Annotated in this window: 11 protein-coding genes, 1 tRNA gene and 1 other RNA gene (1 of these 13 only partly in view); all 13 read left to right on the forward strand. The window is 59.1% G+C overall.

Going from position 1 to position 17,725, the window contains the following annotated elements; translation table 11 throughout:
* Window positions 1-18: transfer RNA gene (locus tag RTX96_RS05900), tRNA-Pro, on the forward strand; it begins 159 nt to the left of the window's first position.
* A gap of 35 nt (window positions 19-53) precedes the next feature.
* Window positions 54-187: non-coding RNA, RtT sRNA (locus RTX96_RS05905), on the forward strand.
* A gap of 1,095 nt (window positions 188-1,282) precedes the next feature.
* A complete protein-coding gene (dppA, locus tag RTX96_RS05910) occupies window positions 1,283-2,890 on the forward strand; it encodes a dipeptide ABC transporter periplasmic-binding protein DppA (RefSeq protein ID WP_312670521.1) in 1,608 nt (535 codons plus the stop codon).
* Between the two features lie 161 nt (window positions 2,891-3,051).
* Window positions 3,052-4,071, forward strand: a complete 1,020-nt coding sequence (dppB, locus tag RTX96_RS05915) for a dipeptide ABC transporter permease DppB (protein ID WP_103820436.1) — start codon at window positions 3,052-3,054, stop codon at window positions 4,069-4,071.
* A 9-nt stretch (window positions 4,072-4,080) separates the two neighbouring features.
* Window positions 4,081-4,983 carry a dipeptide ABC transporter permease DppC gene (dppC, locus tag RTX96_RS05920; protein ID WP_312670524.1) on the forward strand — a complete coding sequence of 301 codons (903 nt, stop codon included), beginning with the start codon at window positions 4,081-4,083 and terminating at the stop codon, window positions 4,981-4,983.
* 11 nt (window positions 4,984-4,994) lie between these two features.
* Window positions 4,995-5,987 (forward strand): dipeptide ABC transporter ATP-binding protein, encoded by a 993-nt coding sequence (gene dppD / locus RTX96_RS05925; protein WP_103820434.1) that lies wholly within the window; start codon window positions 4,995-4,997, stop codon window positions 5,985-5,987.
* Window positions 5,974-6,990 carry a dipeptide ABC transporter ATP-binding subunit DppF gene (gene dppF / locus RTX96_RS05930; protein ID WP_042394052.1) on the forward strand — a complete coding sequence of 339 codons (1,017 nt, stop codon included), beginning with the start codon at window positions 5,974-5,976 and terminating at the stop codon, window positions 6,988-6,990. The genes dppD and dppF overlap by 14 nt, the downstream gene beginning before the upstream one ends.
* 537 nt (window positions 6,991-7,527) lie before the next feature.
* Entirely contained in the window at window positions 7,528-8,043 is a 516-nt protein-coding gene (locus RTX96_RS05935) for a cellulose biosynthesis protein BcsO (RefSeq protein ID WP_312670525.1), read from the forward strand.
* Window positions 8,034-8,837 (forward strand): cellulose biosynthesis protein BcsQ, encoded by an 804-nt coding sequence (bcsQ, locus tag RTX96_RS05940; RefSeq protein ID WP_312670526.1) that lies wholly within the window; start codon window positions 8,034-8,036, stop codon window positions 8,835-8,837. Before RTX96_RS05935 ends, bcsQ begins: the two co-directional genes overlap by 10 nt.
* Before the next feature lie 18 nt (window positions 8,838-8,855).
* Entirely contained in the window at window positions 8,856-10,964 is a 2,109-nt protein-coding gene (gene bcsA / locus RTX96_RS05945) for a UDP-forming cellulose synthase catalytic subunit (RefSeq protein WP_312670527.1), read from the forward strand.
* On the forward strand, window positions 10,961-13,252 hold the full coding sequence (bcsB, locus tag RTX96_RS05950) for a cellulose biosynthesis cyclic di-GMP-binding regulatory protein BcsB (RefSeq protein ID WP_312670529.1): 2,292 nt from the start codon (window positions 10,961-10,963) through the stop codon (window positions 13,250-13,252). Before bcsA ends, bcsB begins: the two co-directional genes overlap by 4 nt.
* A gap of 14 nt (window positions 13,253-13,266) precedes the next feature.
* On the forward strand, window positions 13,267-17,241 hold the full coding sequence (locus RTX96_RS05955; RefSeq protein WP_312670531.1) for a cellulose synthase subunit BcsC-related outer membrane protein: 3,975 nt from the start codon (window positions 13,267-13,269) through the stop codon (window positions 17,239-17,241).
* A complete protein-coding gene (gene bcsD, locus RTX96_RS05960) occupies window positions 17,238-17,717 on the forward strand; it encodes a cellulose biosynthesis protein BcsD (protein WP_286140703.1) in 480 nt (159 codons plus the stop codon). Before RTX96_RS05955 ends, bcsD begins: the two co-directional genes overlap by 4 nt.
* The last annotated feature ends 8 nt before the right edge of the window (window positions 17,718-17,725 follow it).

Here is a 17,725-nt window from a genome sequence, read left to right on the forward strand (position 1 = left end):
ATCCTCTATCACCGACCAAATTTGAAAAGCCTGACCTTACGGTCAGGCTTTTTGCTTTCTGTAGCCCATGAGGATGAGAACCTCCGGGGGCAGGGAGGTTCGAACCGAGCAGCGCGAGGGAACGTTGCGCCAGCAACGGCCCGCAGGGCGAGCCACGGAGTGGCGAGTAATCCTCTATCACCGACCAAATTTGAAAAGCCTGACCTTACGGTCAGGCTTTTTGCATTTATGCCTGGCTGAACTCTCTGCCCGGGTCTGCACCTCTTTCGCCGGGTGGCGGCTTCGCCTTACCCGGCCTACAAAGGCAAAATTGTGCACCATGTAGGCCCGGCAAGCTTGCGCCGCCGGGCGTTTTGCCTGGCAGAATTCCCTGCTCTGGTCTGCATTGATTCGCCGGGTGGCGGCTCCGCCTTACCCGGCCTACAAAGGCGAAATCGTGCACTCGGTAGGCCCGGCAAGTTTGCGCCGCCGGGCGTTGTGCCTGGCTGAATTCCCTGCTCTGGTCTGCATTGATTCGCCGGGCGGCGGCTCCGCCTTACCCGGCCTACAAAGGCAAAATTGTGCACCATGTAGGCCCGGCAAGCTTGCGCCGCCGGGCGTTTTGCCTGGCTGAATTCCCTGCTCTGGTCTGCATTGATTCGCCGGGTGGCGGCTTTGCCTTACCCGGCCTACAAAGGCAAAATTGTGCACCATGTAGGCCTGGCAAGCTTGCGCCGCCGGGCGTTATCACCCCGCCGACTTTTCACCTCGTTTGTTAACCGTTTTGTGACATATTCCATTGTATTTATTTATATATAGATGAATCTTTTTTCGCGTTGCTTATGGCTAACTCAGCATTTTCCGCTGTGCGTTTTAACGTTCGCGGTATTAATCGCTCAGATATTCATCATCCTGTCAGAAATTTTTCACAATATTTGCTAATGTAAAACGCTGGTTCAAGTGGTCTGCGGAGTTAATCGTCCTGCCCTGTAGGCCATAGCACAAATTTCTCTGCTGGAAATAGCGGATTGCGCTTTTTTTACGCTTTGTTTGTTAATTCTCACCTTCGGTGTAAAACCCGGTTACCTGTATTGACGTTTTGACATTCTATTGACAGATTGTAGGGCATGAGGGGCATTTCACGGAGAATCTGCACTGCAACTCAGTCAACCTTTTGAAAGGAATCACCTCCCCTTACGCTGCCTTTGGGCACCGCCGACCAGACCGGTAAAAAATAAATAAAGGTTTGTCGGTTATACCCGCTGCAACGGGTAAACAACACATATCACATTGGAGCAGAATAATGAGTATTTCCTTGAAGAAGTCAGGGATGCTGAAGCTTGGTCTCAGCCTGGTGGCTCTGACCGTCGCAGCAAGTGTGCAGGCCAAAACCCTGGTTTACTGTTCTGAAGGTTCGCCGGAGGGTTTTAACCCGCAGCTCTTTACTTCTGGTACCACCTATGACGCCAGCTCTGTACCGATCTACAACCGTCTGGTTGAGTTCAAAACAGGCACCACAGAAGTCATTCCGGGCCTGGCTGAAAAGTGGGACGTTAGCGAAGACGGTAAAACCTACACCTTCCACCTGCGCCAGGGCGTGAAGTGGCAGGATAATAAAGAGTTCAAACCGACGCGTGAATTTAACGCCGACGACGTGGTGTTCTCCTTCGATCGCCAGAAAAACGCGAATAACCCGTACCATAAAGTCTCTGGCGGTAGCTACGAATACTTTGAAGGGATGGGCCTGCCGGACCTGATTAGCGAAGTGAAAAAAGTGGACGATCATACCGTTCAGTTTATCCTTTCGCGTCCGGAAGCACCGTTCCTGGCCGACCTGGCAATGGACTTCGCGTCTATCATGTCCAAAGAGTACGCCGATAATATGCTGAAAGCCGGCACGCCGGAAAAAATCGACCTGAATCCAATCGGTACCGGTCCGTTCCAGCTGCTGCAGTACCAGAAAGACTCCCGTATTCTGTACAAAGCGTTTGAAGGCTTCTGGGGCACCAAGCCGCAGATCGATCGTCTGGTCTTCTCCATCACGCCTGACGCCTCTGTACGCTATGCAAAACTGCAGAAAAACGAGTGCCAGGTGATGCCGTATCCAAATCCGGCTGACATTGCACGTATGAAGCAGGATAAAAACCTGAACCTGATGGAGCAGGCGGGCCTGAACGTGGGCTATCTCTCTTTCAACACCGAGAAAAAACCGTTTGATGACGTGAAAGTACGCCAGGCGCTGACCTACGCGGTCAACAAAGACGCGATCATCAAAGCCGTTTACCAGGGCGCGGGCACCGCGGCGAAAAACCTGATCCCACCGACCATGTGGGGCTATAACGACGACGTTAAGGATTATACTTACGACGTAGAGAAGGCGAAGCAGCTGCTGAAAGAAGCGGGTCAGGATAAAGGTCTCACCGTTGAGCTGTGGGCGATGCCGGTACAGCGTCCGTACAACCCGAACGCTCGCCGTATGGCTGAGATGATTCAGGCTGACTGGGCGAAGATTGGCGTGCAGGCCAAAATCGTGACCTACGAGTGGGGCGAGTACCTGAAGCGTGCTAAAGCAGGTGAGCACCAGGCAGTGATGATGGGCTGGACCGGGGACAATGGGGATCCGGACAACTTCTTCGCTACTCTGTTCAGCTGCGATGCGGCAAAACAAGGTTCTAACTACTCTCGCTGGTGCTACAAGCCGTTTGAAGATCTGATTCAGCCGGCGCGCGCCACCGACGATCACAACAAGCGTATCGAGCTCTACAAACAGGCTCAGGTGGTGATGCACGATCAGGCTCCGGCACTGATCATCGCTCACTCCACCGTGTACGAGCCTGTGCGTAAAGAGGTGAAAGGCTACGTTGTTGATCCATTAGGCAAACACCACTTCGAAAACGTGTCTGTCGAATAATAAAAGCGTAAGGGGTGCGACTGCACCCCATGCCCGGCGGCGCGACGCTTGCGTGGGCCTACGAGTGTAGGCCGGGTAAGCGAAGCGCCACCCGGCGTTAGATTTGTGAGCAATACAGACGTCACGTCACTGAGCGTGCGTCATCAGAGAGAATCCGGGTTATGTTGCAGTTCATCCTCCGACGTCTGGGATTAGTTATCCCCACGTTTATCGGTATCACCCTTCTCACCTTTGCCTTTGTCCATATGATCCCCGGTGACCCGGTGATGATCATGGCAGGTGAGCGTGGTATCTCCCCTGAGCGCCATGCGCAGCTGTTGGCTGAGCTGGGCCTCAACAAGCCGCTGTGGCAGCAGTACGTCAACTACGTTTGGGGCGTTCTGCACGGCGACTTAGGCATCTCCCTGAAAAGCCGTCTTCCGGTGTGGGAAGAGTTCGTGCCGCGTTTTCAAGCGACGCTGGAGCTCGGCGTCTGCGCCATGATTTTTGCCGTGGCCGTCGGCATTCCGGTGGGCGTTCTTGCCGCCGTGAAGCGCGGCTCTATTTTTGACCATACTGCGGTAGGCCTTGCCCTGACCGGCTACTCCATGCCGATCTTCTGGTGGGGCATGATGCTGATCATGCTGGTCTCGGTGCAGCTCAACCTGACCCCCGTTTCCGGGCGCGTCAGCGATATGGTCTTCCTCGACGACAGCAATCCGCTCACCGGCTTTATGCTGATCGACACCGCCATCTGGGGTGAAGAGGGCAACTTTATCGATGCGCTGGCGCATATGATCCTGCCTGCGGTGGTGCTGGGCACTATCCCGCTGGCGGTGATCGTGCGTATGACCCGTTCGGCAATGCTGGAGGTGCTGGGTGAGGATTACATCCGTACCGCCCGCGCCAAGGGTCTGACCCGCATGCGCGTGATTATCGTTCACGCCCTGCGTAACGCTATGCTGCCGGTGGTGACCGTAATCGGTCTGCAGGTGGGGACGATGCTGGCCGGGGCGATCCTGACCGAAACCATCTTCTCCTGGCCGGGGCTGGGACGCTGGCTGATTGATGCGCTGCAGCGCCGCGATTATCCGGTGGTGCAGGGTGGGGTACTGCTGGTAGCGACGATGATTATCCTCGTCAACCTGCTGGTCGATCTGCTCTATGGCGTGGTGAACCCGCGTATTCGGCACAAGAAGTAAGGGGCCATCATGTCACAAGTAACTCAAGATAAAGCTGTCTCTGCACCGGTACCGATGACGCCGCTGCAGGAGTTCTGGCACTACTTCAAACGCAACAAAGGCGCGGTAGTCGGCCTGGTGTACGTTATCGTCGTGCTGATTATTGCTATTTTTGCCAACTGGATTGCGCCCTATAACCCGGCGGATCAGTTCCGTGACGCGCTGCTGGCCCCGCCTGCATGGCAGGAGGGCGGTAGCCTGGCGCATATTCTCGGCACCGACGACGTTGGCCGCGATGTGATGTCGCGTCTGATGTACGGCGCACGCCTGTCGCTGCTGGTGGGCTGTCTGGTGGTGGTGCTGTCGCTGATCATGGGCGTCGTGCTCGGGCTGGTGGCAGGCTACTTCGGCGGCATCGTCGATAACATCATCATGCGCATAGTCGATATCATGCTGGCGCTGCCAAGCCTGCTGCTGGCGCTGGTGCTGGTGGCTATCTTCGGCCCGTCGATCGTCAACGCCTCGCTGGCGCTGACCTTCGTGGCGCTGCCGCACTATGTGCGCTTAACGCGTGCCGCCGTGCTGGTAGAGGTTAACCGCGACTACGTTACCGCCTCGCGCGTGGCGGGTGCGGGTGCCATGCGTCAGATGTTCGTCAATATTTTACCCAACTGTCTTGCGCCGCTGATCGTTCAGGCGTCGCTCGGCTTCTCTAACGCCATTCTCGATATGGCCGCCCTTGGCTTCCTTGGCATGGGTGCGCAGCCGCCAACGCCGGAGTGGGGCACCATGCTCTCCGACGTATTGCAGTTCGCACAGAGTGCCTGGTGGGTCGTGACCTTCCCGGGTCTGGCGATCCTGCTGACGGTGCTGGCATTTAACCTGATGGGTGACGGTCTGCGTGATGCGCTTGATCCCAAACTGAAGCAGTAAGAGGCACGAGAATGGCGTTATTGAATATTGATCAACTGTCGGTGCACTTCGGCGACGAAGGGACACCGTTCCGTGCCGTAGACCGCGTAAGCTACAGCGTTGAGCAGGGCGAAGTGGTGGGCATTGTTGGGGAGTCCGGCTCCGGTAAATCCGTCAGCTCGCTGGCGATTATGGGCCTGATTGACTTCCCTGGCCGGGTGATGGCAGAGAAGCTGGAGTTTAACGGCCAGGATCTGAAGCGCATCTCGGAAAAAGAGCGGCGTAACCTGGTGGGTGCCGACGTCGCGATGATCTTCCAGGACCCGATGACCAGCCTTAACCCGTGCTATACGGTTGGCTTCCAGATTATGGAAGCCATTAAGGTGCATCAGGGCGGCAGCAAGCGCACCCGCCGCCAGCGGGCTATCGATCTGCTGACCCAGGTCGGCATTCCGGATCCGGCATCGCGGCTTGACGTCTATCCGCACCAGCTCTCCGGCGGGATGAGCCAGCGCGTGATGATCGCGATGGCCATCGCCTGCCAGCCGAAGCTGCTGATTGCCGACGAACCGACCACCGCGCTGGACGTGACCATCCAGGCGCAGATTATCGAGCTGCTGCTGGAGCTACAGCAGAAAGAGAACATGGCGCTGATCCTGATCACTCACGATCTGGCGCTGGTGGCCGAAGCCGCGCACAAAATCATCGTGATGTACGCAGGCCAGGTAGTAGAGACCGGGCAGGCGAACGATATCTTCCGTGCGCCACGCCACCCCTATACCCAGGCGCTGCTGCGCGCGCTGCCTGAGTTTGCTCAGGACAAAGCCCGTCTGGCCTCGCTGCCGGGCGTGGTGCCGGGTAAATACGATCGCCCGACCGGCTGCCTGCTCAATCCGCGCTGCCCGTATGCTACGGATAAATGCCGCGTCGAAGAGCCAGGCTTAAACCTGGTGGACAACGGACGTCGCTCAAAATGTCACTATCCACTCGATGATGCCGGGAGGCCTAACTATGAGTACGCATGAGGCCACAACCCCTGTGCTGTTGCAGGCTATTGACCTGAAAAAACACTATCCGGTGAAGAAAGGGCTGTTTGCCCCGGAGCGCCTGGTAAAAGCGCTGGACGGCGTATCGTTCTCTCTTGAACGTGGGAAAACCCTCGCGGTGGTGGGCGAATCCGGCTGTGGTAAATCCACGCTCGGCCGTCTGTTGACCATGATTGAGACGCCCACCGGCGGTGAGCTCTACTATCAGGGCCAGGATCTGCTTAAGCACGATCCGCAGGCGCAGAAGCTGCGCCGACAGAAGATTCAGATCGTCTTCCAGAACCCTTACGGCTCGCTGAACCCGCGTAAAAAAGTGGGCCAGATCCTGGAAGAGCCGCTGCAGATTAACAGCAACCTCAGCAAAGCAGAGCTGCGTGAAAAAGCGCTGTCGATGATGGCGAAGGTGGGCCTGAAGACCGAGCATTACGATCGCTACCCGCACATGTTCTCCGGCGGCCAGCGTCAGCGTATTGCTATCGCCCGCGGCCTGATGCTCGATCCGGACGTGGTGATTGCCGATGAGCCGGTATCGGCGCTCGACGTCTCCGTGCGTGCGCAGGTGCTGAACCTGATGATGGATCTGCAGCAGGACCTGGGGCTCTCCTATGTCTTTATCTCCCACGACCTGTCGGTGGTAGAGCACATTGCCGATGAAGTGATGGTGATGTATCTGGGCCGCTGCGTAGAGAAGGGCACCAAGGAGCAGATTTTCAGCAATCCGCGTCATCCGTATACCCAGGCACTGCTCTCCGCGACGCCGCGCCTGAATCCGGACGATCGTCGGGAGCGTATCAAGCTGACCGGCGAGCTGCCTAGCCCGCTGAATCCGCCGCCGGGCTGCGCCTTCAGCGCTCGCTGCCGTCGTCGCTTTGGTCCCTGCACCCAGCTTCAGCCGCAGCTGAAATCGTACGGCGGTCAGCTGGTGGCCTGCTTTGCAGTGGATCAGGATGAGAACGGCGAGAAGCCAATCAACCCTGTTTGAGCCATCTGATTTACCCATCCTTAAAACCGGAGCATCGCCTCCGGTTTTTTTATTCCTGCAAACAAAGGTATGACGAATAACAACTGCTGACACAATAGGGATTTAAGGGAATTAACAAAATTTATGCTTATAAAAGTATTTCTAAATATTTCAGAGAGTAACTATATATTAAATTAAGAACTATCTTATTCAGGCGGTTACCCTGAAAAGTCACCGCAAACATATCACATGAAATGGCGCATTTAGCTTAAATTAGTTTTATATTCCAAATATTTGCCGCAGATGCGTTATTTAGCGCTTTGGTGTTTTTTGCCGCAAAAACAGATAGCATGTGTCCCGCTAATCCTTATATTACTGCTGTAAATAGGTTGAAAGTCGTAGAGCAGTAACATAACGACGTAATAATTAAGTATGCGGAAGCCAGCTAACGGCTCCCGGACTCACACGATAATAAAATTCGAGACCCTTTCCTGTGAATAGCCACGTTGGTCAACACGGTGGTAGGGCTATTTTTATTTGTAAATCATGAGTATAGATATGAATAATTATGATGATTTGCAGAGGTTTAAAGAGAAGACTCACACACAGCAACACGATTTTAAAGATTTCTCGTCGCAAAACCTCGCGCATGACCACGGCAACTGGGCCATTATTAACCAGCTCTCTCCGGCGACCGAAGAGTCCGTGCTGGCGATGGGCGGGCACGTCTCGCTGCCCGTTCCGCAGTCCGTCGAGCCGGATACGTTTGCTCTTACAGAGCAGACTTTTGCCGCGCCAGCGGCGCTCGCCCCGACTCCGCTCCCTGACGCTGCACCGCCTATTTTTCAGAGCGTCGCGGCCCAGCTTGCGACGCCACCAGCAGCCCCGGCACTCGCGCCTGCGGCGCTGATGGCGACGCCTGCACCGATGCCTGAGCCACGCCTTGCGCCAGCACCTGCAGCGCCTGTGAACTTCTCCCAGCTCTTTGCGCCGAAAGCCGCAGAGGCGAAGCCCGCCGTGGAAAAAAATCAGCCGTTGAAATCGCTGTTAGAAAGGATCGCTTCATGCCGTTGATCTGTGTCTGTTCGCCGAAGGGTGGAGTAGGGAAAACAACCCTCACGGCAAACCTGGCCTATGCGCTGTCGCGTGCGGGCAACAAGGTGCTGGCGATTGATTTCGACGTGCAGAATGCGCTGCGCCTGCACTTTGGCGTTCCGCTCTCCGACGGCCGCGGTTTTGTCGCCAAAGCCGCCGAATCACCTGACTGGAGCCAGTTTGTCCTTTCGGCAGGCGGAAATATCTTTGTTCTGCCCTACGGCGATGCGACAGAGCCGCAGCGCGAAGCCTTTGAAGCACGTCTTGTACAGGATGAGCACTTTCTGCTGCGCGGTCTGAGTACCCTGCTTAACTACCCTGGGCTGATTATCATCGCCGACTTCCCACCCGGCCCCTCACCTGCGCTGAAGGCGCTGTCGCGGCTGGCCGATCTGCATCTGGTCTCGCTGCTGGCCGATACCGCCTCCCTCTCTCTGCTGCCGCAGGTGGAGAACCACCGTCTGACCGGCGACGTGCTTAACCGCAAAGCGGGCTACTACGTGGTGCTGAACCAGAGCGATAACCGCCGCCAGATCAGCCGCGACGTCACTGCCTTTATGGAGCAGCGGCTGGGCGAGCGCCTGATTGGCGTGGTTCATCGTGATGAGAGCGTGATCGAGGCTAACGCCTCCCAGCAGTCGATTTTCGATTTTAGCCCGGCCTCGGCGGCGGCGTTTGATATCGAGCTGATTGCCAGAAAGGTGACCAATATTCTGGGCGTGAGGGTCGGTGACGGCACCGTTCACAGCCAGCCAAAGATGTCTGGATTCTAATCTTCGCCAGGGCGAACAATGAAAAAGTTCCTGTTTTATCTCTTGATCCTGGCGCTGGCGCCTGCCGCCGTGCTGGTGGTCATTACGCCAATGGATAGCCAGAAGCAGTACCTCTTTGGCCTGATCAGCATCGGCATTCTCTTCTTAATGGGCTACAGCAAAAAGCGCAGCATCTCCGTGATCATGGTGGTGATGTCGTTCCTGATGTCGACGCGTTACATCTACTTTCGCGCCACCCAGACCCTGCACTTTAACTCCGAGATAGAGACCATTCTGGGCATCGGCCTGTTCCTCGCCGATCTCTACGTCTGGGTGATGCTGCTGCTGAACTACCTGCAAACCATCTGGCCGCTGAAGCGGGAGATCGTGCCCCTGCCGGACGACATGAGCCTGTGGCCGACCGTTGACGTCTATGTGCCCACCTATAACGAATCGCTGGATGTGGTGCGCGATACCGTGCTGGCGGCGCAGTGCATCGACTACCCCAGGGATAAAATGAAAATTTATATCCTCGACGACGGCAAGCGCAGCGAGTTTGCTATGTTTGCCGCCGACGTTGGGGTGGGATACATCACCCGTAACGATAACTCACACGCCAAAGCGGGCAACCTTAACCACGCCATGAAGCTCACCAACGGCGAGCTGATCTGCGTCTTTGACTGCGACCATGTCGCAACGCGTATCTTCCTGCAGGCCACCGTCGGCGGCTTCCTGAAGGATCCGAAGCTGGCCCTGGTCCAGACCCCGCACTTCTTCTACTCGCCGGATCCCTTTGAGCGCAACCTCTCCGTTGGCCGCAATATCCCTAACGAAGGGATGCTGTTCTACGGCCCGATCCAGCGTGGCAACGATAACTGGAACGCCACCTTCTTCTGCGGCTCCTGTGCGGTGATCCGCCGCAGCGCGCTGGGAGAGATTGGCGGCTTTGCGGTAGAGACGGTAACCGAAGATGCCCATACCGCGCTGAAGATGCAGCGTCTGGGCTGGGGCTCGGCGTTTATCGATATTCCGCTGGCCGCCGGGCTTGCCACCGAGCGCCTGGTTCTGCACATCATCCAGCGTACCCGCTGGGCGCGCGGTATGACGCAGATCTTCCGCCTCGATAACCCGCTGTTTGGCCGCGGCCTGACCTTCCAGCAACGCCTGTGCTACCTCAGCGCGATGCTCTACTATCAGTTCGCCATCCCGCGCATCATCTTCCTGACCGCGCCGCTGGCCTACCTGCTGTTTAACCTCAACATTATCTACTCCTCGGCGAGCCTGGTATTTGCCTACGCGCTGCCGCACCTGTTCCTGTCGATCTACCTCAACTCGCGGCTGAACGGGCGCTACCGCTACAGCTTCTGGGGCGAGATCTACGACCTGGTGCTGGCGTTCCATATCGTGCTGCCCACCGTAGTAACCATGCTCTTCCCAAAACGCGGCAAGTTTAACGTGACCGATAAGGGCGGCCTGCTCAACGTCGGCTACTTTGACTTCAGCGTCGTGCGCCCGCACCTGGTGATCGCTTTCCTGCTGATTGTGGCGGTGGTTTGGGGGATCGTGCGCGCCTTCGCCTGGGACCACTTTGCTGTCGATCCGAAGGTTATCGCGCTTAACGTCGGGTGGGGACTCTACAGCCTGATCTTCCTGCTGGCGGCCATCGCCGTTGCTCGGGAAACGCGCCAGACGCGGAAAACGATCCGTATCGATGTAAAAATCCCGGCGCTGATCCACTACGCCAGCGGCATCTCGTCCCGCAGCGAGACCGCTGACCTGTCGATGGGCGGCTGCCGCGTCGCCGTGCCGGACAGCCGTCACCTGACCGATGAGATCGAAGAGATTGAGCTGCTGCTCCAGTCGGGAGCGATCAGCATCCCGGTGAAAACCATCGCTGCTGACGACGCGTATGTGCGGCTGATGTTTGAAGATATTCCGCTCTCCCGCCGCCGCGAGCTGGTGCGGGTGGTGCTCTCCCGCGCCGATGCGTGGATCCAGCCTCAACGACCGCAGGACAACCCGTTCCGCTCGATGCTGACCATTATGCGCTGCGTGTTTGACCTCTTCTGGCTGACGTGGAAGTCACGCCGTGAAAACCGTCGCCAGCGTGCGGTGCTCAAGGCTGCGCAGGAGAAGGGGAGCGTATGAGACGTTTAACCGCCCTGGTGCTGCTGGTCAGCGCACTGTTCATTACGCCGCTCTACGGCGAGGAGACCACGCCAGCCGATCTGCTGCCGCTGGATCTCCCTCCGCCAGTCGCGAGCCCGGCGCCTGCACCGACGCCGTTCATTCCGACGGTAGCGGGCGATATCACGCTGGCGCAGATGGGCCAGCCGCAGGGCATCATCCTGAGCGGCGGTCAGCTGCAGGGCGGGGTGGCCTTTACGCTGCCGGTCAGCCAGGTGATCACTAACGCCCAGCTGGCGCTGAACCTGAAGGTCTCCCCGGCAATGGCGACCCGCAATGCCACCATGCAGCTGATGCTTAACGGCCAGCCGCTGGGCACCGTGCCGCTGGGGGCCGCCGACAGCGACGTCTCCCGCTTCCAGCTTGACGTGCCGGCGGCGCTGCTGGTCTCCAGCAACACCATCAGCTTCAAGATCAACGACGGCGACGCGATGATGTGCCAGCGCGATCTCACGGATAAGTACCGCGTGACGATCCTGCCGGATTCGAAGTTTAGCCTTGAGGGGCAGCAGCTGGATATCGGCTCCGATCTCAGCCACTTCCCGCGCCCCTTCTTTGATAGCATGCAGATGACGCCTGCCACCATCGCTTTTGCCTTCCCGGCGAAGCTGACGGCAGACACCATCAGCGCGGCGGCGTTGATCTCCTCGTGGATGGGTATCCAGGCGGACTACCGCGGCGTCTCTTTCGCCGCCCTTAGCGACCGCCTGCCGGAGAAGAACGGCATTCTGGTTGGCCATCCCGGCGAGCGCATCGGCGGCCTGACCCTACCCCAGAGCGGCGGGCCGACGCTGAGCATTATCGATAATCCGGCAAATCCTACCTACAAGCTGCTACTGGTGGTGGGCAACGACGATCGCGCCCTGCGGGCGGCGGCCTGGCGTTTGACCCGCGGCAACTTTGCCTTGCAAACGCCGAGCGTAACGGTGGACGGCGAGTCGATCCCGGTAAGTAAACCCTACGACGCGCCGCGCTGGATCCCCACGGATCGTCCGGTGAAGCTCTCCGAGCTGATCCGCAAGGATCAAAGCATGACCGTGAACGGGATCTGGCACGATGCGCTGCGGGTGGCCTTCCGCGCCGCGCCGGATCTTTTCCTCTGGGATGGGGAAACCATTCCGCTGCGCATCGGCTACCGCTTCCCATCGGAGAGCTGGATTGATGAGGATCGCTCATGGCTGAGTATGACCATGAACGATACCTTCCTGCACAACCTGCCGGTCAACAAGCAGGGCGCGCTGGAGACGCTGTGGCACAAAATGGGCGGTGACGCGCGCCAGGAGCAGTTCGACATGCCGCTGGAGCCGTACATGATCTACGGCGACAACCAGCTGTCGCTCTACTTCAACATCGTACCGAAGGAGAGCGCGCCGTGCAGCGTGCTGCTGAACAACAACATCAAGAGCCGGGTGGATGACGACTCGTGGATCGATCTGAGCCATACCCGCCACTTTGCGCTGCTGCCCAATCTCTCCTACTTCGTGGGTGCCGCCTTCCCCTTCACCCGGCTGGCGGACTACTCGCAAACCGTGCTGCTGCTGCCGGAGAAACCCACCGAGACCCAGATCGGAACGCTGCTTGATATGGCGGCCCGCTCCGGTAACGCCACCGGGACGGCGCTAAGCCACAACCGCGTGGTGCTGGGTATACCTACGGCGGGGTCAAACCTCGAGCTGCTGCGCGACCGCGATGTGCTGGCAGTGACCGGGCTGGATCAGCACGACTTCAACCGCGAGCTGTTAAAAACCTCGCCCTTCGTGGCCCACGACAATCTGCTGAGCGTGCGCGAGCCGACCCAGTGGCAGAAGATCCAGCGCTGGATGGCCGGAGACTGGAACGCAGACGGTCTTGAGGCCGATCGCTACTTCTCCTCGAACGAGTCCTGGCGCGGCTTCGTCAGCTTCCGCTCGCCGTGGAGCAGCGAGCGCACGGTGGTCACCGCTATCGGCAGCAGCGATGACCAGCTCTCGCGGCTGCACAGCGATCTCACCTCGCCGAAGATCAACGCCGGTATTCGCGGCGACGCGGCCATCATCACCAACGAGAACGGCGTACGCAGCTTCCGCGTTGGTGCGCAGTACCCGCGCGGCGAGATGCCGATGCACCTGATGGTGATCTGGTATGCCAACCAGCACTCGGGTCTGCTGGCGGTGCTGGGGCTGTGCTTCAGCATCATTGTCGGGCTGGCGCTGTATGCCCTACTGAAAAAACGTGCGCGTAAGCGGCTGGATCCGCAGGATGGAGAGTGAACAGGGTGACAACAATGACAATTAAAACCGCCCGCCGGTTAACAACCCTCTGCCTGTCGGGGGCGCTGACGCTCGGCGCAGTGAGCCAGGCGCAGGCCGCGTCAAACGATGCGGCGCTGAAGGCGCTGTTTGACCAGGCTAACTACTGGCATGAGAAATCGCACGACGATCTGGCGAGCGAGTCGCTGAAAAAAGTGCTGATGGTGGATGCCAATAATACGCAGGCGCTCTACCTGATGGCGCTCTGGGCGCAGCAAAACGGCGATCTGCAGACCGCCGCCCAGTGGCGCGCCCGGCTGGCGGCCGTGGCGCCCGCTGACGCCGGATTACAGGCGCTGGATAATGCCAAACAGCTGGCGCAGGTGCCCCAGGGGCAGCTGACTCTGGCCCGCCAGCAGGCGCGCAGCGGCAACGTTCCGGCGGCGCTGGCTACCTGGCGCAGCATGTTTAATGGTGAGACACCGCCGCCAAGCCTGGCCCCGGAGTACTACCTGACTATGGGCAGCGACAAGTCGCTCTACCCGCAGGCGGTAGGCGAGCTGCAGCGTTTTGTTGCCCAGCATCCGCAGGACAACGCGGCGCGGGTGGCGCTGGGTAAAATGCTGACGTGGCGGGAAGAGACGCGACGCGACGGGATCGCCCTGCTGGAGCCGATGGCCAGCGGCAGCCGTGAGGCCGATGACGGTCTGCGCCAGGCCCTGCTGTGGCTGGGGCCGCAGGCAGGAGACGAGCGTTTCTACGATAACTTCCTTCAGCGCCACCCTCAGGACGGCGACGTGCAGGCCTACTACCGGAAAAACGTCGGCGGCGCGGCGAAGGGCGAGGGGTTCACTGCCCTTAACAGCGGTGATACCGGCTCGGCGAAGCGCCAGTTTGAGCAGGTGCTGCAAACCAACCCTGAAGATGCCGACGCCCTGGCCGGGCTGGGCTATATCGCTCAGCGCAACGGCGACTACAAAGCCGCCTCCCAGTACCTGAGCCGGGCCGCCAGCCAGGGGGGCGAGGCTTCAACGGAGCGCAAAACCCAGGCGGAGGATGCGGCGTTTTACGGTCAGCTGGCCGAGGCGCAGCAGGCGCTCAAAGAGGGCAACGTTAGCCAGGCGCTGGCCCTCTCCGCCCCGCTGGCCCAGCAGAGCGGCGAGCGCGGCACGGCAGCAAAGCTGTTCCGTGCCGACGTCCTGCGTCATAACAAAGACTATCCCCAGGCGGAGCAAGCCCTGCGCGCGGTGTTAAACGACCACCCGCAAAATGCCGCCGCCAGGGAGAACCTCTTCTACGTCCTGCGGGAGCAGAATAAGTCTGACGAGGCCCAGGCGATGCTGCGCACGCTGCCCGCCAGCCTACAGGCGAAGCTCCAGCCGCGCATCGTCACCGGGCTACCGGGGGATCCCCTCCGTCGCCAGGCCCAGCAGGCCGCCGCAGCGGGCAATATCCAGCAGGCTATCGCTATCCTTCAGCAGGGCGTCAGCCGCCTGCCGGACGATCCGTGGCTGCGTCTCGACCTTGCCCGCCTGCTGCAAAAGAGCGGCCGCAGCGATGAAGCCAGCTCGGTAATGGCACCGGCGGCGCGCAACGGCGCGGGGGCCAGCTCGCTCTACGCGGCGGCTCTCTTTGCCAACGAGAACGGCGCATGGCAGCAGTCGCAAACCCTGCTGTCGCGCATTTCCCCCGCCAGCCAGAACGGACAGATGCGCGATCTGGCCCAGCGGGTGAACTACAACCTGCAGCTGGCCACCGCCGAGCGCTACCTTGCCCAGGGTAACAGTGTTGCTGCGGCCAACACCTTGAAAACCTTGACCAGCCAGCTTCCGGAAAGCCCGGTGGATGCGGGTAAGCTGGCGAAGCTGCTGGCCCAGAGCGGCGATCTCAACGGCGCGGTGGCGCTGGTGCGGGAAAACCTGCGCCAGGGCGTGCAGGGCAACGCCGGGGACTATGCCGATCAGGTTACGGTTCTGAACAAAGCCGGGTTAGACAACGAGGCGCAGGCCTTTCTTGCCAATCCCGAGCTGCAGGCGCGCAGCACGCCCACGCAGCTGGCCGGGATCCGCAACGGCTACGTGATCAACGAGGCCGACCAGCTGCGCGAGCAGGGTAACTACGCTGCCGCCTATGACAAACTGATGCGGGCGATGCAGAGCGATCCGCAGAACACCGATCTGATGTTCGCTATGGCCCGCCTCTACCAGACCGGCAAGATGAACAAAGAGGCCGGGGTGGTTTATGACTACCTGATGACCCGGGATACCGACGATCAGTCCGCTCGTGTCGGGGCGATTGACGTGGCGCTGGCAGAGAACAACGTCGAGAAAGCCCAGACGCTTGCCAGCGGTCTACGCAACGACAGCTCGGCGGACCGGATGCTGCTGCTGGCCAGGCTAGAGGAGGCGAAAGGTAACCACCAGCAGGCGATGACCTGGCTGCGCAGCGCCCGAGGCAAGCTGCTGGGAATGACGTCCAGCAATGCCGCCGCCACGCCGACCATCGGCGGCGTGCTGCTGGCGGACAACCCGTTCGTGGGTAACAGCAAGATGGCGTCGCGCTCAACCTACAGCGAGGGTAATAGCATGCCGTGGCAGGTGGCGCAGACCGCGCGCGAGCCGGGCAGCACGCTGCCGGGGACGATGCGCACCGATCTGCCGATGGAAACCGTGCAGAGCCGTACCCTGCGTCAGGTCGATGAGATGATGCAGGATCTGCAGCAGAAGACCGGGATGTGGGTGCAGGGTGGCGTAGAGATCCGCGGTCGCGACGGCGAATCGGGTACCAGCAAGCTGACCGAAGCCAAAGCGCCGCTGACGTGGTCCAGCTCGCCGTTTGGCGAATCGCGCTTCGAGTTTACCGCCACGCCGATTAACCTTAGCGCCGGCAGCGCCTCGGGGGACGCCTGGCGTCGCTACGGCACGAATCCGCTCAACAATGCCATTAGCAACGTCAGTCAGTCGATAGTTGATGCCTATGAAGATCTCACCGGTGAAATTAGCCCGGTAACCGCCGCGCAAACTGCGCAGGCGCTTTCACCGTTCAATGGTGAAGGCTTCGATCGTCTGGACGTGTTGAGAGAAACCGGCGTACTGAACGCGTTAAGTCGCAGTGAGTACAGCCCCAACCTGAACAGTACTCTCAACGACTCAACGAGCTCGCAAAAAGCCAGCGGCGTTGAGCTGGCTATGGCATTAAGCGGTGAACAGTACCGAATTGATATCGGCAGTACGCCACTTGGAGAGGATCTCAGCACGCTGGTGGGCGGTGTTCAGTGGTCACCAAAACTGACAAACTACCTGACGCTGATTCTTAAAGGTGAGCGACGCGCCGTTACCGACAGCTTACTCTCTTACGTCGGTATGAAAGATAGCTTCTCGGGAGGGCGTTGGGGTCAGGTGACCAAAAACGGCGGCAGTGCGCAGCTGGGCTACGACGACGGTGATGCGGGCTTCTATATTGGCGGTGGTGGTTACAGCTATATCGGAGAGAACGTAGCCAGCAACAACAGCATAAATGCCAGCGCCGGGGTCTATCTTCGTCCGTATCAGGATGACTTCAGGGCCTTGCAGACGGGCCTGAATGTCAGCTGGATGGATTTCTCCAAAAACCTGAGCTACTACACCTTCGGCCAGGGCGGCTACTTTAGCCCACAGAACTACGTCAGCGTCTCATTGCCCATTGATTTCTCCCAGAAAATTGACAGCTGGAAGCTACACATTGGCGGCTCGGTCGGCTATCAATCCTATACCCAGGACAGCAGCGACTATTTCCCGAACGATCCTGAAGCGCAGCGCGAACTTGAAATGCTCGCCAACTTAGGCTTTGCGAAGGAAGCACGCTACGGTGGCAGTTCGAAGAGCGGCATTGGCTACACCGTACGTACGGGGGTGGACTACAACGTCAATAAAGAGATGACGATAGGCGGCAAGGTCGGCTATGACACGTTCGGCAACTATAACGAAAGCACCGCCGGGCTTTACTTCCGCTACATGTTAGGAGGCAACTGATGACCCAGAATGGTCAATATTCACCGCTCATGAGCTATTTTCAGCAGCAGCAGACGCCAGCAGGCTGGTTCGATCTGCTGACCATTATGATCGACAATATGGTGCGTAACGTAGGCCAGACGGACAGCCAGCCTTTCCTGCGCCAGATGGGGGAGGCGATGGCCGAGCGTTTTCCGCTGCCCGACTCGGAAACGGTGGGGGAGCTGGAGGCAAATATCAACGCCCTGCTGCGCCAGTTCAACTGGGGCTTTATCGATATTGTAGCCAACGAAAACGGCATGCTGCTGCGCCATGAAGGGCTACCGCTGGGACGCGATGACGACCGTCAGCGCTGGTGCCACGCCTTTTGTGCGATACTTGAAGGCCTTTACGCCCGCTGGCTGCAGGCGCAGGGCGGCGCAGCACACGTCACCGTTCAGCGCGAACGTCTGTTTTCCCATAGCGACGTTCAGTTCCGTTACCATAATCCACAGTGAGTCTAGCC

This window comes from Pseudescherichia sp., from assembly GCF_032052675.1.
GTDB lineage: Bacteria > Pseudomonadota > Gammaproteobacteria > Enterobacterales > Enterobacteriaceae > Pseudescherichia.